Annotated in this window: 18 protein-coding genes; 11 read left to right on the top strand and 7 right to left on the bottom strand. The window is 49.0% G+C overall.

Annotated features, from left to right (window positions below; all coding sequences use genetic code 11):
• Positions 1-24 precede the first annotated feature (24 nt).
• The 6 genes from C2M34_RS11955 (at position 25) to C2M34_RS11980 (ending at position 4,667) form a co-directional block, all read left to right on the top strand.
• On the top strand, positions 25-1,209 hold the full coding sequence (locus C2M34_RS11955; RefSeq protein WP_105258922.1) for a DUF4124 domain-containing protein: 1,185 nt from the start codon (positions 25-27) through the stop codon (positions 1,207-1,209).
• A 54-nt stretch (positions 1,210-1,263) separates the two neighbouring features.
• Positions 1,264-1,647, top strand: a complete 384-nt coding sequence (locus tag C2M34_RS11960) for an MmcQ/YjbR family DNA-binding protein (protein WP_105258923.1) — start codon at positions 1,264-1,266, stop codon at positions 1,645-1,647.
• A 66-nt stretch (positions 1,648-1,713) separates the two neighbouring features.
• On the top strand, positions 1,714-2,316 hold the full coding sequence (locus tag C2M34_RS11965; protein WP_105258924.1) for a YqaA family protein: 603 nt from the start codon (positions 1,714-1,716) through the stop codon (positions 2,314-2,316).
• A 177-nt stretch (positions 2,317-2,493) separates the two neighbouring features.
• Positions 2,494-3,198, top strand: a complete 705-nt coding sequence (locus tag C2M34_RS11970) for a LiaF domain-containing protein (RefSeq protein ID WP_105258925.1) — start codon at positions 2,494-2,496, stop codon at positions 3,196-3,198.
• Positions 3,199-3,377: 179 nt separating this feature from the next.
• Positions 3,378-4,019, top strand: a complete 642-nt coding sequence (locus tag C2M34_RS11975; RefSeq protein ID WP_105258926.1) for a sulfotransferase family protein — start codon at positions 3,378-3,380, stop codon at positions 4,017-4,019.
• 75 nt (positions 4,020-4,094) lie between these two features.
• Positions 4,095-4,667, top strand: a complete 573-nt coding sequence (locus C2M34_RS11980) for a tRNA-(ms[2]io[6]A)-hydroxylase (RefSeq protein WP_105201093.1) — start codon at positions 4,095-4,097, stop codon at positions 4,665-4,667.
• Between the two features lie 117 nt (positions 4,668-4,784).
• On the opposite strand, the gene C2M34_RS11985 is transcribed toward C2M34_RS11980, so the two are convergent.
• A complete protein-coding gene (locus C2M34_RS11985) occupies positions 4,785-5,336 on the bottom strand; it encodes an HdeD family acid-resistance protein (RefSeq protein WP_105200950.1) in 552 nt (183 codons plus the stop codon).
• A gap of 9 nt (positions 5,337-5,345) precedes the next feature.
• Positions 5,346-6,584, bottom strand: a complete 1,239-nt coding sequence (locus tag C2M34_RS11990; RefSeq protein WP_325042620.1) for a Xaa-Pro dipeptidase — start codon at positions 6,582-6,584, stop codon at positions 5,346-5,348.
• A 185-nt stretch (positions 6,585-6,769) separates the two neighbouring features.
• Between C2M34_RS11990 and C2M34_RS11995 the strand changes: the two genes are divergently transcribed.
• From C2M34_RS11995 to C2M34_RS12010, 4 genes are all read left to right on the top strand, one after another.
• Complete coding sequence (locus C2M34_RS11995) at positions 6,770-8,374, top strand: mechanosensitive ion channel family protein (RefSeq protein WP_105258927.1); 1,605 nt, start codon at positions 6,770-6,772, stop codon at positions 8,372-8,374.
• A gap of 384 nt (positions 8,375-8,758) precedes the next feature.
• Complete coding sequence (locus C2M34_RS12000) at positions 8,759-11,050, top strand: TonB-dependent receptor (protein WP_105258928.1); 2,292 nt, start codon at positions 8,759-8,761, stop codon at positions 11,048-11,050.
• A 112-nt stretch (positions 11,051-11,162) separates the two neighbouring features.
• Positions 11,163-11,453, top strand: coding sequence for a hypothetical protein (locus C2M34_RS12005; RefSeq protein ID WP_105190169.1), 291 nt, complete (start codon positions 11,163-11,165; stop codon positions 11,451-11,453).
• A gap of 48 nt (positions 11,454-11,501) precedes the next feature.
• Positions 11,502-12,155, top strand: coding sequence for an HAD family hydrolase (locus C2M34_RS12010; RefSeq protein WP_105258929.1), 654 nt, complete (start codon positions 11,502-11,504; stop codon positions 12,153-12,155).
• Positions 12,156-12,177: 22 nt separating this feature from the next.
• Here the strand turns inward: C2M34_RS12010 and C2M34_RS12015 are convergent, their stop codons facing one another.
• From C2M34_RS12015 to C2M34_RS12030, 4 genes are all read right to left on the bottom strand, one after another.
• Positions 12,178-12,816 carry a LysE family translocator gene (locus tag C2M34_RS12015; RefSeq protein WP_105200954.1) on the bottom strand — a complete coding sequence of 213 codons (639 nt, stop codon included), beginning with the start codon at positions 12,814-12,816 and terminating at the stop codon, positions 12,178-12,180.
• Positions 12,817-12,916: 100 nt separating this feature from the next.
• The gene (locus C2M34_RS12020) at positions 12,917-14,731 is read right to left on the bottom strand and encodes a S8 family serine peptidase (RefSeq protein WP_442792791.1); all 1,815 of its coding nucleotides are present in this window, start codon (positions 14,729-14,731) and stop codon (positions 12,917-12,919) included.
• A 279-nt stretch (positions 14,732-15,010) separates the two neighbouring features.
• Positions 15,011-16,219 (bottom strand): multidrug effflux MFS transporter, encoded by a 1,209-nt coding sequence (locus tag C2M34_RS12025; protein ID WP_267894354.1) that lies wholly within the window; start codon positions 16,217-16,219, stop codon positions 15,011-15,013.
• Between the two features lie 505 nt (positions 16,220-16,724).
• Entirely contained in the window at positions 16,725-17,774 is a 1,050-nt protein-coding gene (locus C2M34_RS12030) for an alpha/beta hydrolase (RefSeq protein WP_105213076.1), read from the bottom strand.
• Positions 17,775-18,650: 876 nt separating this feature from the next.
• Here C2M34_RS12030 and C2M34_RS12035 point away from each other — a divergent pair.
• The gene (locus tag C2M34_RS12035; protein WP_105200958.1) at positions 18,651-19,124 is read left to right on the top strand and encodes a hotdog fold domain-containing protein; all 474 of its coding nucleotides are present in this window, start codon (positions 18,651-18,653) and stop codon (positions 19,122-19,124) included.
• Positions 19,125-19,127: 3 nt separating this feature from the next.
• On the opposite strand, the gene C2M34_RS12040 is transcribed toward C2M34_RS12035, so the two are convergent.
• A complete protein-coding gene (locus C2M34_RS12040; protein WP_233997986.1) occupies positions 19,128-19,514 on the bottom strand; it encodes a bactofilin family protein in 387 nt (128 codons plus the stop codon).

The raw sequence follows: 19,514 nt of genomic DNA on the forward strand, positions 1-19,514 counted from the left end.
AGGGATTAGATAAATAAACGCGTTATGGAAAGAAGAATCATCAAGATATTTATATGCTTAGCTATTTTCTTAGCGCTGGCGCACCGGGCCAATCAGTTGCAGGGAAAACAGCTGGAGTTACCCGAGCCAGTAGCCGCCTGTATAACCTGGCTGCAGCAATTATTTGGCTCAAAACAAGCCTCGTTTCCAGCTCCAGCGCCGCTGCAGAATAAATCGCCTTTAAACACACCGACTAAACACACACAAGCTCAGCCCGGTATCGGAGCTGGTACCGGAAAGAGTGGCGAAAAAAGCGTCGTGGCGACAAAGGGCAATAAGCATAACCTTGGGCAGCGTTTTACCTGTACCGACACTTCCTTAGGAGAGCTCAAGGTGCAGCAATTTCAGGGTATTTACACCTGGACTGATAGTCAGGGCGTGCGTCATGTCAGTGACCAAAAGCCCGACTTTGAGGTGCAGGAATATCGGTACGAGGGTGTTGATGTGATGGATTACTTTGCCCTTGAGCTGATTGCGCCGAGTATGAATAGTGAATTTAGAGCCCGAATCGAGTCGACCTTAAATGGTGTCTTTAAAGCCTATAGTCAGGTGGTCGGCAGGGAGGCGATGCGTAAGGTTGATCTGCGCCTGCATGTATTGCCGACGCGCAGCAGTTACCTGGCAGCCATACGCCGCGCTGGCAGTACTTCCTCAAACAGCGTCGGCAGTTATTTCGGCCGTTCCAATGAAGCCTATATAGAATACCGAGGTGATGTTCAAACCATGCGCACGGCCATACATGAAGCTGTACACGCCATAAATCACGCCGTATTAGGCAATACGCCTTCTTGGCTCAATGAGGGGTTGGCGGAATATTTTGAGTACACCGAGATTGAGCTGCAATTGGTGATGGTACATCCTAATCCGAGTTGGGTTCGTGATGGCTGGCTACAACAGAGCGTTTATAGCCCGGGTCATTTATGGCAAGCGGAAGCCTTGTGGCAAAACGATGGTGATAGTAGCAAGTTATATCGCTCCAGTTGGGCCTTTATCAGCTATTTGCTGCATAATTCTGAGGGCAGAAAGGCGTTCAAGCGAGTAGTCAAAGCACAAGTGGCGCAGCGCTGTCAGAAGCTCAGTGCTCAGCAGGTACAGGGATTAGTTTCGGTTAACATCAGGCAAGGCTATAGCCGCTGGCAGCAAGGTGAACTCAGCGGCCATAGATACTAACCTTTGAAGACTGAGTAAAAGTAACCAAATAACCATGAATAATAAGGTGCCGGTATGGATCAGACTCAAGCCCATAATTATTTGCTCAATAAGCCACAAACCAAGGTCGAGCAACCCTTTGGCGAAGGGGTTGATGTATATAAGGTAGCAGGTAAGATGTTTGCCACTTTAACGCTGCGTGCAATCGACGATGGCGAACCCATGTGGCAAATGAACCTCAAGTGCGACCCGGATGAGGCGCAGGCGCTGCGCGATATTTTTAGCGCCGTGTTGCCCGGATACCATATGGATAAACGACTTTGGAACACGATTATTTTAGACGGCAGCATTCCTAAAGGGGAAGTCGAGCGCATGATGGATAACTCTTACCTCTTGGTGGTGGCGAAACTAACGAAAGCCAAGCAGCAAGAGCTTTTGACGCAGTTGGAGCAGCGCTAGGCTGTTAACACGAATCACTTTGGTAAAGCGCCGACTAAATGGCACATAATGATGTAGGGAGACAAGATGGGAATTTGTGGGCGACTGATACATAAAACACGGCGCTGGATCCACTCTCGGCATATGCTCTCAAGCGTGACCCTGGCTTCGTTTTTAGAGTCGACCATAGTGCCCATTCCCTTGGAAGCGCTCTTGGTGCCGCTGATGCAGGCGCGGCGCGATAAAATCTGGGCCATCGCTTTGGTGGCAACTCTGGGTTGTATGCTCGGCGCCTTGTTTGGTTATGCCCTGGGCTATTATCTTTTCGATATGCTGGGTGATTGGCTAATCGAACTTATCTCAACCCCGGAGCAGTTTGCCGAAGTCAAAGCGCAAATGCACAGCCAGGGCTTTTGGTTTGTGCTGACCCTGGGCATAGTGCCTATTCCCTTTCAAATTGCCATGTTGGCGGCGGGGGCGACTCATTATCCCCTGTGGTTATTTTTCCTTGCCACCGCTATAGCCCGCTCGTTGCGATATTTTGGTCTGGCTTTGGTAGTGTATTACGCCGGTAATAAAGCGGAAAAGGTGATCCGCAAACATAAGCTCAAAGGCATTGCTGCCCTGAGTGTCTTGGTGCTGTGCACCTGGTGGTTGGCGAGCAGCTGGTCAACTTCCGGCGTTAGTTAAAACGCATGTGCAAAATTTGCTAAAAAGTGGTGATAAATACGTAAACGTGGTCATTGCTACCGGCACTTGTTATCAGGTTCTATTTATCTATATGATTTATATGTGTTTTTAATCTTGGTCTAAAGTTTGCTGTAAAAGTACTAGCCTATATAGGATTACACTTTAAGGAATTGAATTATGTCGGTACCCGTCGCGGATAGACCCCTAGAGCAGGTTAAAGAAGAAGTCATAGACCAGCTTATACTTAATTACAGCCATGGCGAGCTCTCTGCCGAGGCATTCGAGCGCCGTTTGGATGCAGCCTATGACAGCACGGATCAAGAATATCTAGTGACCCTGGTTGCCGATTTACCATTGCAAGCAGACCCGCGCTATCAAAGTGAAAAGGCGGCCCGTTTGCGCCCACAATATGGTCGTGGCGATGAGCAACCGATTGGTGAGTCCATCACCACCATTTTAAGTTCGGATCACCGTGGCGGTGATTGGGTGGTTCCTAAAGAAATACAGATAAAAAACGTGCTTGGGACCTTGGAGCTGGACTTCAGTAATGCCATCTTCAGCCATCCGGAGGTGCATATTCACCTGAACAGCTATTTGGGCTCATGCGAGATTTATGTGCCAGAGGGCGTTGATGTGGTGACGCAAACCACCAATATTATTGCCTCCACTAGCAATCAGCGGGTGGCCTTAGGTCCGCGGGATCAAGACCGCCAACGTCCGCGTATTTTACTCACCGGCCGTAATGTTTTAGGCAGCGTCGAAGTCAGCGTAAAAAGAACCATGAAAGAAAAATTAAAATCCTTTGCCGACAATTTGCGCACCCTGTTTGATGACGGTTATGGCAGCGGCAATGGCAATGATAAAAGCGATAAATATTACTAACTTATATTTTAGTGACTATACTTAGCAATGCTGTAATTAGCAGCTCCCCGGTTGCGGCGGTGTATTTAACCGCCGCTTTTTTTTGTCTGCATAAAAGCACAAGCCCAGGGTCGCATAGATGAAGGGGCATGAGTATAATGGCGCCCTTATTTTTTGGGCGCGGATCAAGGCCACCCCTAATGAATGCAGTAGAGAAAATATTTGTGCTGGGCTTGCCCCGTACCGGCACCACCAGCGTGTGTGTGGCGGCCTTACAGTTGGGCTTGCCTACGGCGCACACCGCCTATACTCAGGCCTGCTTTGAACAGGCTCAAGTGCTGGCCGACACTCCTTGTTTTAGTCATTATCCCGAGCTTGCCAGGCGCTATCCGCGCAGTCGCTTTATTCTCCTTTGCCGTGATGAACAGGCCTGGCTGGCATCCATTAAGCAATTACTGGCGCGCATGAGCGATAACCTGTTATGCACCCATGGCGGCTTTAGCCCTTTATTAAAACAAAGTTATGGGCGGGTATTTGCCCCTCTGAACCCACACACACTGGCGGATGATGCACACCTTTTACACTGTTATCGCCGCCACCAACAGCAGGTGCGCGACTATTTTGCCACTCAGAGCGAGCGTTTGTTGTGCCTGAATTTAGGCGAGCCCCATGCCTACCACACATTCTGCCGCTATTTGGGTGTTGAGCCCCAAGGCTGCGAGTTTGCCCACCTTAATAAGGGTAATAAGGTAATGGCCTGGCGCGACATTAAAAGCCCGCTGAAAATTGCCTCGACCCGCAATGGCAAGGTGGATAACCTCGATAGCTGGTGGTTAGGCTAAGGGTCTTGGTTTGGGACTGGCGTGAATGGCCCTGGCTGCGTACAATAGCGCCAATTTTAGTTGTCAGTAATGCTTATGTTTGAACTCGAATTTAATACGCCACAGCAGTGGACCGATGCGGTGCTTGCCGACTTCGACGCCTTTTTACAAGATCATGCCGCCGCTGAGAAAAAAGCCTCGGGCATGGCGCTTTCTATGCTGTCTCACTACCCGGATAAGCGTAAATTGGTCAAGGCCATGACGGACTTGGCACTTGAAGAAATGATCCACTTTAAGCAGGTGGTGAAGTTGCTTACCGAGCGTGATGTTAATCTCGGCGACGATAAAAAAGACCCCTATGTAAATCAGCTGCGCGGCATGTTCCGCCATGGTAAAGAAGTCTTTATGCTCGATCGCCTGCTGGTGGCTGCGGTGATTGAGGCGCGCGGTCATGAGCGTTTTGCTTTAATCGCCGAGGCGTTGCCGCCGGGTAAGGACAAGGAGTTTTATACCGCCATCGCCAAGTCTGAAGAAAAACACAAGAATCTGTTTGTGGAATTGGCCTACGAATATTTCGATAAAGAAGAAGTGGATGCTCGTCTGGCCGAGGTGATCACCCGCGAAGCACAAATCTGTGCCTCTTTGCCATATCGCGCCGCCTTACATTAAGGTTTGTAGGTCGATGCTCTGCGTCGACAAAAGGGCATTGTCGGCAAGCCATTGTCGGGCTGAAAGCCCGACCTACAGTCGACCTACAACGAGATGCTGTAGGTGGCAAAGGCACAGTTAGCCGTGCGCCTTATCCAAGGCGCGTAGCTTAAAGCCCAGCCAACATAAGATGATGCCGAAGGCAAAGGCATAAATGGCGACCAGCCAAAGCATGGCAATGATCCCCTGGCCCGGGTTAATGATCAGATAGATACCAAAGATGATCGATACCACCCCGCTTAACAGCAACAAGGTCACGCCCTGCAGGTGCTTAAAGAGCTTGATCGCTGCCGCCATTTCCATCATGCCAATAATGATGGCCCAAAAGGCGATCAAATAGAGCATGATCAAGGCGGTCAGCTGAGGCATGCTGACCGTAACTATGGCTGCGACAATACCTAAAATGCCGGCTATCAGCGTTAAATACCAGTAAGACGAATACTGCTTTTGTTTAAATGCCAGCCAAATCCGCGAGCAACCGTCGAACATAAAGAAGGCGGCAAAGACAAAGATCAAGGCGCCTATGGTGGCTTGCGGTGAAAACCAGGCCACGGCGGCAAAGATAATGGCGATGATCCCCTGAATAACAAAGATTGGCCACTGACCCGGTAGTGAAGTATTAATAGTCATTATGCTCTCCTATTGCGGCTGCTTATAAACTTGGCCCGCTTTCATCACAAAATCAACCCGCTCCAAGACGCTGATATCTTCCAACGGGTTACCGTCAACGGCAATCATGTCGGCGGCAAAGTCAGTGTTTAACTGGCCTAATTGCTTGTCGGCGCGCAATAGCTTGGCGGCATTGATGGTGGCACTTTGAATGGCCTCTAAGGGTGTCATGCCAAACTCCACCATGCGAGAAAACTGCTTGGCATTGTCACCGTGCGGATAAATAGCGGCGTCGGTGCCAAACACCATATTCAACCCCGCCTCCACGGCGCGACTAAAGCTTTCACGCTGACGCTTGGATACCTGGCGCTCTTTATTTAGGTTTTCCTCGGCAACGCCATTTTGCTCACCATAGGTGAGGGTGTATTCGGTGTTGTAGATATCCATGGACAACCAGGTGCCGTGCTTTTTCGCCAGCTTAATGCCTTCGTCGTCGATATAGCTGACATGTTCAACGCTGTCGGCTCCGGCGATAATGGCCGCCTTGATACCGCTGGTGCCATGGGCATGAGCGGCCACGGTTAAGCCACGCAGATGTGCTTCTTCCACCAGGGCATTCATTTCTTCCTGGCTGTATTGCTGTACACCCACCTTGGTGCCTTTGGAGAAAACGCCGCCGGTGGCACAAAACTTAATGACGTTGGCGCCATATTTAATATTTTCACGTACCTTGGCGCGCACCGCCCAGGGACCATCGGCCACGCCTTCGGCACGGTAATTTAATTCCGGCGGTACCCGGTTGTTGTCGCAGTGGCCTCCAGTGACTCCCAAGGATGGGCCGGCCGCCCAGATCCGCGGTCCGGGTACATCACCTGCTTCTATACCATCGCGCAGGGCAATCACGCTGTAGCCGGTGGCGCCAATATTACGCAAGGTGGTAAAGCCTGCGAGCAGGGTTTTATGAGCAAAGTAGGCCGCTTTTATTGCTTTACGCGGCGCCGAATCGCTAAAACGTTGCACTCGGGGCACGGTGGGATCCGAAGTCAGATGCACATGCATGTCCATTAAACCGGGCAGCAGCATCTTGTTGCCTAAGTCGATTAATTGGTCCTCGGCGCCCAAGGGGGTCGGCAGGGTATGGCCAATGTCTGTGATAACACCCTCATCTATGCTGATAACGACATTCTCAAGTACCTTGCCATTGGTGACATCCAACATTTTGTCGGCTTTAACATAGGTGGCGCTGTAGGCTGGGTTAGCCAAAGCCATAAGGGCGCTGCCTATCGCGGCGCCGACTAAGGAATAAAAAGGCTTAAACATAATGATCCCAAAAATAAAAATAGCTTTTTGAATCTATCAAGTGTCTGCTTTTAAGGCAATTTTTAACGATAAAGTGTGAGCTTTTTAATTTTGCTGTCTATGCTAATTGAAGATGGAATTAAGGATATTAGACGATGTTGATAAGGGCGTGCTTACTGGTTTTGTTATTGGCCAGTAGCCTGTGCGGTGCCACACAAGGCAAGGTAACGGTAAAAGAGATATTGCAAAATCAGCAGCCTGAGCAGACGGAGCAAGAGGCAAGCGAGCAAGACCAAGGTATTGAAGAGGTGGCGCTGGATAAGCTGCACAGGGAAACGCCTCGTGGGGCCATGCAGGGTTATCTTAATGCCGCTAGGTCTCGCGATTTTACCTTGGCCAGTGACTATTTAGATTTTCGTAACTTGAGCCCCGAGGTGTTGGCGCTGGGCAAACCGCAATTGGCGGAAATCCTTTATTTGGTGCTGGAGCGCACTCTTTGGGTCGACTTGCCAAGCCTCAGCAGTCAGCCACAAGGCAAGGAGCAGGATTTACTGCCTAGCTATCGCGACTTGGTGGGCGAACTCACAACCGCTCAGGGGCCGGTGCAGATTTTGTTACAAAGGGTGCCAGCAGAGAGTGGCGGTAATTATATCTGGAAGATATCTAATGCCACGGTGGCACAAATCCCCTTATTAAAGACGCATTACAGTTATTCCCCAAGCGGCGAGTGGCTCTACAAGCACCTCCCGGATCAAAGTTTTCTCGGGGTCAAACTCTGGCAATGGGTCTATTACAGTGCCAATTTACTGGTGTATTTATTACTGGCGCTTGCCATTACCCGGGTGCTTGCCTTTATTGCCAAGCGTATTAAGCCGGATTTAAGTGCCGAGGCCAGTGGTTTGATCAATGGCCCCTTGTGTTTGTTGCTCGGGGTGATATTGGCCCGCAACCTGGCCTCAGAGGCCAATTCGACGCTGGCCAGCAAAGCCGTCTTTGAAGGGGCGACCTTATTGATCCTAGCCTGGACCTGGTTTGCCCTGCGCGCCATTGACGTAGTCCGTTATCGTTTTAGCCAGCGCTTGATCCTACGAGGCAATGAGCAAGCCGTGTATTTGCTGCGACCGCTTGGCAACGTAGTGCAAATCGCCGTGGTCATCATGGCGTTATTTTTATGGTTGGAAAACCTTGGCTTTAGCGCCACCACCTTAGTGGCCGGGTTGGGTATTGGCGGCTTGGCGGTGGCACTGGCGGCGCAAAAATCGGTGGAGAACATTATCGGTGCTATCACCTTGTATTCATCGGCGCCGGTAAGGGTAGGGCAGGTATGCCGCTTTGGCGAGCAGGTTGGTACGGTGGAAGAAATAGGTTTGCGGGCCACCCGGGTGCGCACCTTAAACCGCACAGTGATCCATGTGCCCAATGCTCGTTTTGTTGACATGGAGTTGGAAAACATTTCCGAGCGTGAGCGTATTGGCTATCGTCCCGAGCTGATCCTTGATAGAAGTACCAGTAGCGCGCAGATCGCGGACCTACAAGCCGAGTTGATGCAACTGCTGGGGCAGCAGCCAGATGTTGCAGATAGCCCCTGTCGCGCGCGCTTTACCGGATTTGTGCCGCGGGGGCTGTGTATCGAGGTGCTTTGTTATATTGAAACCACCGACTTTAATCTGTACCTGGCCCGCAGCGAAGAACTTAATCTCGCTATCTTGTCTTTGTTGCACAAGTTGAAGATTGATTTGGCGCCACCTGATTATTTTTGAATGGTATATTTATTAACCAGTTAGGTTCGGTGTTGGGCTTTTTATGTTTATAAGTTTGGTGGGTATCGCGAAATATTATAATTAGACTATGCTTATTTTTTATGCATAAAGGACAATTGTCCTTAAATGCGCATAAAATCTTTTAAAATTCTCGATTGTGTTGGTAAAAGGTGGGAAATGTTGCAAAAAAATGAAATAAAGCTGATTTGAAGCTTCATTTCGGTGCTATACTTCGCCACCGTAATGTTCAGCCTTTTATTGGTGCCTGTACTCTCAAATTTAAGGTCCGCGTGGAGCACGCGAAAAATTGAACATTGTGCCGGGTGATAGGGCGCTACATATCTACCAATGAACAAAAGAGTACAAATAAGGGTTAAATCCGACATGAAAGCGATGAAACGTACTGCGCTTGCCAATCTAATTAAAGCAACGCTGTTATCTGCTGCTGCAGGTTCTGCATTCTCTTCCACAGCTGCCGAGCAACAAGGCCCAGCGGCGAAAGACAAATCACTTGAAGTTATTCAAATCACAGCTCGTAAACGTGTTGAAAATGCACAGGAAGTTCCTGTAGCCGTTTCTGCACTTCAGGGCGACAGCCTGGATGCGTACAGCTCCGCGGGTATGGATATTCGTTTTATGAATGCCAAGATCCCAAGCTTGTCGATTGAATCTTCATTCGGTCGCTCATTCCCACGTTTTTACGTGCGTGGTCTAGGTAACACAGACTTCGATTTGAACGCCTCACAACCAGTTTCTTTAGTTGTTGACGAAGTGGTGCAAGAAAACGCCATTCTTAAAGGTTTCCCAGTATTTGACGTGGCTCGCGTTGAAGTATTGCGTGGTCCTCAGGGTACCCTGTTCGGCCGTAATACCCCGGCGGGTCTGGTAAAGTTCGATACCGTTAAACCAAGCCAGGACTTTGAAGGTTATGGCTCAGTATCATACGGCAGCCGTGGTGCTATCGACTTTGAAGGTGCCGTAGGTGGCGCTTTAACAGATCGCCTGTCAACGCGCGTTTCTGTACTGTGGCAAGATAAAGACGATTACATCGATAATGTCGCTCCGGGTTTTGAACAAAAAGACGTGCTAGGCGGTTACACCGACCAAGCCGCGCGTATTCAATTCCTTTACGAAGGCGACGATTTCACCGGCCTGTTTAACTACCATGTTCGCGATATGGACGGCACGCCTATTGCGTTTCGTGCCAATGCCATCAAAGCGGGCAGCAATGATTTGGTATCCGGTTTTGACCACGACAAGGTACAACACGACGCCGCTTCACGTGCAACTCAGCAAGTAGAATCTCAAGGTGCCAGCCTGCGCCTGGAATGGGATCTGGATGAGCACACAGTGACCTCAATCACGGCGTGGGAAAGTGCTGAGATCTATTCACGCGCCGATATCGACGGTGGTTACGGCGGTTATGAAATCGACGGCCAAGCAGTGCCAAGTGGCCCAGGCTTTATTCCGTTCACCTCAGAAAGTGCCGACGGTATTCCGGATCACGATCAATATACTCAAGAGCTGCGCCTGACCAGTAACTTCTCTGGCGACTTTAACTATCAGGTAGGTTTGTTCTACTTTGATGAAGCTTTGACCATTGAAAACTTTAGCTACGACACGGCCGCCAATGGTGCCCTGAACGGTTATGTGCTCCAGCAGCAAGACACCGAAGCCTGGGCGGTATTCGGCTCGGTTGATTACACAGTAACCGACGACTTTAAAGTGACCGTGGGTCTGCGTTACTCCGACGACGATAAAGAATTTAGCGCGAACCGTACCTTGAGCCCAGTTGGCGGCGGTACCTTGTTCCTAACGGAAAACCCAAGTGACGACCATGTGAGCTGGGATATCTCAACCAACTATAAAGTGAATGATGATATCAACTGGTACGCCCGTGTTGCCAACAGCTTCCGTGCACCAAGTATTCAGGGTCGTATCCTGTTTGGCGACGAAGTAACCGTAGCCAAGTCTGAAACTCTGACCTCGTACGAAACCGGGATCAAGTCAGATGTATGGGATGGTCGTGGTCGCGTTAACCTGGCTGTATTCTATTACGATATGGACGATCAGCAACTGACCGCAGTAGGTGGTGGTGCCAACTTTAACCGTCTTGTTAACGCTGATAAAACAACTGGTTATGGTTTTGAGCTAGATACCCAATGGGTACTAACAGACAACCTAAATGCTACTTTCAACCTGAGCTACAATAACACCGAGCTGAAAGACGATGACCTAGCGGTTGCAGTTTGTGCTCAGTGTACGGTAACGGATCCTACCTATCAAGTGCCGGGTGCATTTGGTCCTGAAGACCGAGCTATTTTGGACGGCAACAGTTTGCCGCACGCTCCTGAGTGGATCTCAAACCTAACGCTTCGTTACAGCCGTGAAATGGCCGATGGTGAGTTCTTCACTTATGCGGACGTTTCATACCGCAGCGAAATCGACTTCTTCTTATATGAGTCGGTGGAGTTTGAAGGCAAGGCCTTGACCGAAGTTGGCTTACGTTCTGGTTATAGCTGGGCAGAAGGCGACAACGAATATGAAGTGTCGGCTTTCGTTCGTAACCTGTTTGATGAGCAGCAAGCCATTGGCGCCGTTGATTTCAACAACAATACCGCCATGGTGAACGAAGAGCGCTACATTGGCGCCGAGTTCAAGATCAGCTTCTTCTAAGCTAACGAATAAGCAAGTTATGCAAAACCCGCCTTGATGGCGGGTTTTTTCGTTTATATCGCATCACCTTACTGGTACAGTACAGTTTTTATAGATACATGAGAGCATTTGCATGTCTGGATTTTGGAACTATCGCGTTATCTTGGCGGAAGAGCAGGGCAAAGAGCCGCTTTATCAAATCCACGAAGTGGAATACACAGCCAATGGCAAGGTAAGTAACTGGTCAGAAACCGGTGCCGCACCCTTTGGCCATGACCTTGACGAGCTTAAAGCCGATGCTGAGCGACTAAAAAGCGCTTTTGAAAAGCCGGTGCTAAAAGTAGTACGCCAGGCTCGTGGTTATGAGCTGGTTGAGCTGGAAAGCGGCGAACCGGCCAGCGCCGAGCCACCCACAGCAAGTTAAACCAATTAAAAGCGCCTCAGGGCGCTTTTGTGTTTATGGGGAGGGAGCATGATCACCACCTTGTTATTTGATTTTGATGGCACCTTGGTGGACTCGGAGGCGGTGCACTTTCACTGCTGGGATCTGGTACTGGCGGAGTATGGCGTTCGCTATGATGAACTGACCTTTTGTCAGCGTTATGCTGGGCGGCCAACACTGGCCTCGGCCGAGGACATGGTGCTCGAACATGGTTTGCAGGTAAATCCTTTGGCCTTGGCCGCCAAAAAGAACAAGCTCTTTGCCGAGCGGGCACAAAATACCTTGCCGCCGTTGATGGCTTATGCCGAGACTATTTTGCGTCAGGCTCATCAAGCGGGCTTTACTCTGGCTCTAGTGACCGGCAGCACCCGCGATGAGGTAGAGCCCATTTTGCAGGGGTATCAACTAAGCTCCCTGTTTAGCTGTATCGTCTGCAAGGACGATGTGCATCACCCTAAGCCTCATCCCGAGCCTTATCTTATGGCACTTGAGAAGCTGTCGGTGCCCGCCGCGCAGGGCATCGCCATTGAAGATACTCATACCGGCTCGCGCTCGGCCAAAGATGCCGGACTGGTGGTGGCCGCCGTCCCTAATTGCCATTCCCAGGTTCAGGATTTTAGCCATGTGGACAGGCGCTTTGATGATTTGCAGCAGTTCTATCTTTGGTTGTTGCAGCAAAAATAAAGACAGGTCAGCTCGTGTTGCGCTAGAGCAGCAGGTTGATGGCCAGCGCTATAAAGATCAAGCCGGTTAGCCTGTCTATCCAGAGTTGGGCACTGGGGTTACGTTTAAAGTAACGGGCAATCTTGTCACCGAAATAGATATAGGTGCAATCCACCGGAAACGCCAGGATAGGGTAGAGCAGGCCAAAAATAGCCAGTTGTACCGTGGTGGAGGTGTTGAGTGTCGGGTCAACAAATTGAGGAATAAAGGCGATAAAAAAGAGCGCCACCTTGGGATTCAGTACCTCGGTCATCATGGCCTGCAACAGCGGGCTTTGTTTTTTAATTTGCACATGGGGCTTGTCTTCACACGCCTCACTCGCCGCATTTTGCTGCCAGCTTTGCCAGAGAGTCATAATGCCGAGATAAGCCAAATAGCAGGCCCCTAAATATTGCACCGTGGTATAGGCGGTAGTGGAGGCCTTGAGCAAGGCCGATAAGCCGACCACGGCAAACAGGGTATGGGCCACGCCGCCTAAAGCAAAACCGAGGGCACAATGCAGCCCGGCGCGGCGACCATTGGCAAAGGTTTGCGCCATTAAAAAGGCATTGGAAGGGCCTGGACCCACGGCGATTAGAAAACTGGCGCCGAGAAAGGACAAGAGAAGTTCGGGGTTAAGCATGATAACGAAAGGTGGCCTGTAAAGCGCACAGGGTAGCAGCTAGACAAAAAACAATAAAGCGGGCATAAAGCCCGCTTTATTTACTTACTTCTAATTTGGCTTAGAAGTTAACAGTAACAGTTGTTGAACATACTGAACTGCCTTGCTCGCACACCTGGTAACCGAAGCTACCCGCAACCTTACCTAGGCTGTCAGTGTGAGCGTTATCGTTAGCCGTAGTTGTGATTAGCTGACCGTTACGGTAGATATCTACCATAGAGGTTGCTGCACCGGCCCACGATAGGTCAACGTATGCGTCGCCACGAGTTTTGTAGCCGCTAGCGTCAAGTGTAACGTCAGCACCTGGGTTGCCACCGTTGCCGCCGTCACCGCCACAGCCGTTAGCCGTTAGGTATGCATCAGCGTCGGCCGCTTTTACGATACCGTAACCGAAGTATACGTCTTTACCCGCTGCACCCTGGTCATCTGCAGTCGCTTTAAGCGCGTTACGGATGTCTGTACCAGTACACTCTGGGTGGTTAGACCAAACTAGTGCTGCAATACCAGAAACAGCAGGTGTTGCCATTGAAGTACCGCTCATGTAGCCATAGTCGCTCGCAGAGATAGTAACAGTCGCTGAAGTTGCTGCCATAAGTGCTGCACGGTCTTCAAGGGCTGTACCTACTGCTGGGATAGAAGTGCTGTTGGTGTCGCCCAGTGTGCCGTAAAGCATGCCAGGTTCGTTGTTAACGATAATCGCGCCCAGACCACCAGAAGCTTCACAGTTAGCAACCTTGTCGTGGAAAGAGATTACACCACGGTCGATTAGACATACTTTGCCAGCTGCGCCGCCGTCGGTCGCTTCTGCCGTGCCCATGAAGTAAAGATCACCGGCTGCTGAACCTGTATTTTCCATTGCCGATACTTCTACACCTGCACCGTCAGCTGAAGCTGAAGCGAATGCCGCCATACCCGCAGGGTAAGTAGAAAGCGTATCAACACCGCCTGCAGTTACTTCTACACAGATGGTTTCATCTTCGGTCACGTTTTTACCGCGGCCAGAAGTACAGCTTGGGAATTGCGAGAAGTCTGCGATATTGTTGTCGGCATCGTTGGCACCGATCATCATTACCGATGGGTAACCGGCAGGGTATGAACGTACGCTGTTGCCATCGTTACCTGCTGCCGCTACTACAAGACCGCCTGCAGCAGTAAAGTTAGCAAATGCATTCGATTCAATGCTGTTTGAACCGCCGCCACCTAGGCTCATGCTGATGATGTTGGCGCCCGCTTGTGAACATAGGTTTGTAGCGTGAGCTAGGTCAGATGAATAACCCCAACCAGCGGCGTTGAAAACCTTGATGATGTGCATATCAACACCCGGAGCCATACCGACTACACCGATGTTGTTGTCTGCTGCACCGATAGTACCGGCTACGTGAGTACCGTGTGGGCCGCCATTGTCGAACCAGTTACCAGTACCTGAATCATTATCACCTGTGATTGCACCCCAGTTGAAGTCAGGGTTAGATGCGTCAAGACCTGAGTCGATAACACATACTTTCATGCCAGCGTTGGCGTTGAAAGTCACCTGGTTAGCTTGTGATTGGTAAACAGCATAAGGAGTCAGCTGTTGTGACATTGGATCGCCAAGGTCGTCGTTATATAGACCCATTGGGTAACGACGTTGGTCTGCTTCTACCAATTTAACGTGTGGGTTGTTTAGTAATCCTTTAACCGTGGCCAAGTCTTTACCAGCGAAAGTCGCTGCGAAGAAGCCATCACTATCCATGTTAACTTCACCACCCAGTTTTTTAGCGAGCGCTTTCACGACGCCTTTCTTATCGTTGTCAACTTGGATGATGTAACGGTCATCAGCAGCCATAGACTGTGTTGCGCCACTTAGAAGTGCTAACGCAACCGCGCTGCGAATCATTGTTTTTTTCATAGTAACCTCAAAAGCATTGAAGGGTGTTAACCGTTGTTTAACATTCGTTAACAATGTTACGTATGTTGGCACAAAGTGCAATAGTATTTTGTTCCTTTTTTTCTACTTTTTTAGAATATTCTGTAGATGATATGGGCAGGAAAGTTATAAAGAGGCTTCTATCTAGCTAAATTAAAAGAGGATTTTAAGGCTGGATTACTATGGGGACAGGAGCCAGCAATTTGAGAACCCTTCAAAAATTACTGGCTAAAAATGCAACAGTTTGTCTTATTTATGTAACATTTTTCCTTTGTTGCCGAGTAGAACTAGCCAAAATGGCAGTAGCATACCTATATGCAGAGCGATTAACGCTGGCGCTGACAGGGGCAGAGACTGGGTTATTAGCACCAGCACTCCTGCGCCGCTCATCTGCATAACGCCAACCAAAGCAGAGGCGGTGCCCGCCTGCTTAGCAAAAGGGGCTAGGGCGGCGCCGGCGGCACTGCCAAGAATAAGCGCATAACCCAGGGCGCCTACAAACATGGGTATCATCAGCGCTGCGGCGTGTGCGCTGTGTTGACCGGCCACCAAGGCAATGGCGCACACCAACATCAGGGTTAGACCTAAGCGCAGGGCGCGGCGGGAGCTGCGTTTAATAAGCTGTGGGGCGATAAAGCAGGCCACCACGCTGATGGTGCCATTAAGAGAAAACCACAGCGTGAAGGTTGGAATATCGTCACCCAGGTGCTCGATGATCCAGCCCGGAGCACTGGTTACAAACATTAGAATTGAGCCCATGGTTAGCATGGTGATGCAGCCGTTAAACAAGAAAATTGGGTTGCGTAAAATGGGCATAAAACGCCGAAAATCGAAAATATGGCCCTGATAGTGGCTATCATGCGGGCGGGTTTCGCGGTAGATAAACCAGGTGGCGAGGGCACCGATCACGGCCCATATCAGCATAAAGATAAAGTTACTTTGCCAGTTAAAACGCAGCGTCAGCCAGGCTCCTAAAATGGGCGCCAGGGCGGGAATAAAGCACACCACGCCATTTAAATAGGTCAGCATCTGGCCACTGCGCGCCGGACCAAACACGTCGCGCACGATGGCAAACGCGGCAACAAAGGTGGCACAGGCGCCGATTCCTTGCACGGCACGGGCCACCAACAGCCAATTTAAATCACGGGCCATGGCACCGGCCGTGGCGGCCAGGGCATAAATCACAATACCCGCAAGGGCAACGGGACGGCGACCTATTTTATCGGCCAGGGGGCCGGCAACAAGCTGACCTAAGCCCACGGTGAGCATAAAAATGGCAACCGTCTGTTGCAGTTGCTGTTGTGATACCTGGAAATCTTTGGCCATCACCACAAAGGCGGGCAGGTAAATATCGATGGCCAGCGGGCAAAACACCACCAGCATCATTAATACGGTGATCAGAGATTTGCTGGGTTGAATATTCTGGGGAGTAGTCGGTGTAACTAAAGGAGAATTCACGATAATAATACGGCCTAGCTTACAAAGACATATTGTAAAAATGTCGCCAAATAGATGCCAGCATTAATATGGAAATATTTTGTGTGTTTGTCGCGTTTATTTTGTCGCGTTGGCGACGACAACCAAAGAGGGAGTGATTCGACTCCCTCTTTGGAAACTCCGCGAACCCGTGATTCGCCAAAGCTTCCGAATTCTGCGTTTTGTTAAACGTTCCGCTTAGGTGTTGATGCGATTTAACAGCACCTCCATGTCCTGATAAATCTAGCTCGACATCGTGTCTCGCTATCCACCCCACGTTTCACAACAAAAGCCGATTTCTCCAGCGCGAATCTAAACGGGAGAGGCGACACCTGATACTTCAGAGTTTGCTGATGGGCTGATAAGTGCCACTAGTGGACTGTGGTAACACCGCAATAAGCGGAAATTGATAGTTGGCTATAATTTGAAGCGAAGCGGAAAAAGCCAACTGTTAATTTTCCGTTTAATTACCTTGTTATATTCCGTACTAACCACTACACCTTTGATTATTTTTAGCCTGATCACATATTACATTGAGAATATTTTCACCGGCTTCTTTATATCCATTACTAGATAAATAGTCAGATATTTCAAACAGTGAATCTATGCCTTCTGAAGATTGATTAATCGTGAAAGCTATGTGCTTATTAAGTTCTTCAGTCGCATTTTCAGAAATAGCATAATGAGCTACTAACTTTTGCAAGGTTTCGATTGGAACAGAAACCTTAAACCCAAACTTTTTAGATAAATCTGTATAGTGTTTTTTTAAACCGTTTAACCCTGAAGTTTTTACTTCGTAGGTTGGTTCCCAGCCCGCAAATGTTGATTGTAAAGCATATTGCATAGAAGAATGTTTAGTGGTTCTATGAGATTGCTCTGGGAATTTTTGGAATTCAAAAGAGCTTTTAGATAAGTTACTTAACTTCTGAGTTAATTCAGTAAAAGGGTTTTGCATATGCTCACCTTCATTTGCGATGGTGATCGTAAGAGGAGCTTTCTTTTTTAAATCCTCAATTTTTGATTTGGATACCATATCTAAGATGTAATTATCGTCAAGAGAAGGACTGAAAGCGAAGTATTTAGAAAAACCAGGATTATTACTTAACCAATAATCTAAGACGAAACGGCCTGAATTAGAATGCCCAGATAGAATTGTATAAGGCGCAACTCGGTAATTATCATTAACAAAAGATACGACTTCTGTCGCAAGAAACTCAGCAAAGGGCGTTGTTTTTCCATTTTCAGGACTAAGTTCTTTTCCTCTACTTTCTATACCTACAACTATAAAGTTTGGAATTTGATCTTCTAATAGATCAATAGTCGATAGGGTTGAAAGCATATCCCATTGACCGTGTAGTACGTATAATACTGGATACGAATTATCTTCATCGTGATATTTCTTTGGAAGTTTTATTAATAAGTTTCTTTCTTCCCCAAGTGTATCGGACTTTAACTTAATTTCCTCAGCTAAAATTAAATCTGAGGCGAATGAAAACTGTGAACAAAGTAAAACAAAACTAAAAATAAATACTCTCATTTATAACTCTCCATGTTGATGAAACTCTAGGAATATAACAATTTAATATCGAGCGATTGGGTCGTTTTTCTGCCGCAATCTGTCTCGTTTTTGTCCTATGACCATTGATAGCAAATTTAGGAAGTACTTACCAGCATTGAAGTTACGCTACATTGCTCTAAACGTGGACACGACAAAAACGACCCATTGGATCGTTTCCTGACTATAGGGGAAACTCAACGACTATGGACGCATACACTGTGATTTCGGTGGAAGGATGAACGTCCGATCCTCGCTTTAATCAGATTTACAGTTTGCGTTAACCTAAATTGAAACGCAGATTTATCAGCTAAACCCCCTTACATTGCATCCGAAACGCGATGCGAGAAGAGTAATCGCCCGCAGGGCTGAAAGCGGAAATAAGAGAGTGAACAATTTCACTCTCGCCGCTTGAAGGTGACGAACTCAGCGAGGAGGGGGCAGCGGGGGAAAGCGTGCTCAGGGCATGGACGCCCTGTGCGCGCTGGTTACGTTCACTTCTCGAAGCGCGTTGAGGAAATAATGCAATGTTGGGTTACGGAGGGTTAAAAGTATGTGCAAGCCATTCATCCTTGAAGCGGGGCTCCTGTCGGCCTCCTTGCCTCCACCTCCTCGCGCTGCGAAGCCGTGCTTCGGTCGCTCGTCGCCCACCGCGACAAGATCTAACTTATTAATTGCATTAGCATCTGTGCAAAAGATTCATTCCTGAACAGAAGTTTCTATTCGTGTTGAAGTTGCGGCGTCTCCGTTACTAGTAGAGCTTGAACCTTCAAGACCAATAAATACGACTAAGGATGTAGTTGCATTTATACCCAAACGCATGTTTACTGGTACGATGAGTGCTTAAGGAGAAGAACAATGACTGCACCCCCTTTATTACGTACCTATCAAAAGTTCACTAAGTGGCCCTGTGGGCACTGGCTGTTTTCAAAGGCCGTCTGTGCGAAAGCGCCGTATTTTTCATCTATTAAACCAGCTATTAGTGAGCTGATGCCAGGCAAGTGTGTGGCTAAGGTGAAAAACCGCCGTGCCGTGCATAACCATATCGGTACTATACATGCGATTGCCCAGTGTAATTTGGCCGAGTTGGTGGCCGGAGTGATGACGGATGCGACCGTGCCCCATAAAACCCATCGCTGGATCCCCAAGGGAATGACGGTGGAGTATTTAAATAAGGTGGATACCGATATGCAGGCAACGGCGAAAATTCCTATGCCCCATCAATGGTTCGATAAAGAAGACTTAGTGGTGCCGGTAGAGATAGTGAATATGCGTGGAGAGTTGGTGTTTCGCGCGGCCGTTACCATGTACATCACCGCGCGAAAAAAGTAGCCGTTAAGATTCGGCTACCAAGGCTTCTTCATCATTGCTGACAAGCGATAATGTTTCTTGTTGGTTAAGCTGTTTGATTTGCCCTTCCATCTGCGCGCCAGCGGCGATGCTCAGGGTGTTGTGGAACACATCGCCCTGAACCTGTGCAGAGCTTTCAATTGCCACCTTATTGGCGCGAATTGAACCGCTTACACGACCACGTATAGTCACTTCACCGGCTTCAACACTGCCCTCTACATGGCCTTGGCTGCCAATCATTAACACCTCGGCTTTAATATCACCCTCGATGCGACCATCAAGTTGTACTTCGCCTTGGCTGAACAGTGAGCCGGTTAGGCGCACATCTGCGGAAATTAATGAGGGGGTACTGCTATTTTTATTATTATTCAC

Source organism: Pseudoalteromonas sp. T1lg88 (genome assembly GCF_002964765.1).
Lineage (GTDB): Bacteria > Pseudomonadota > Gammaproteobacteria > Enterobacterales > Alteromonadaceae > Pseudoalteromonas.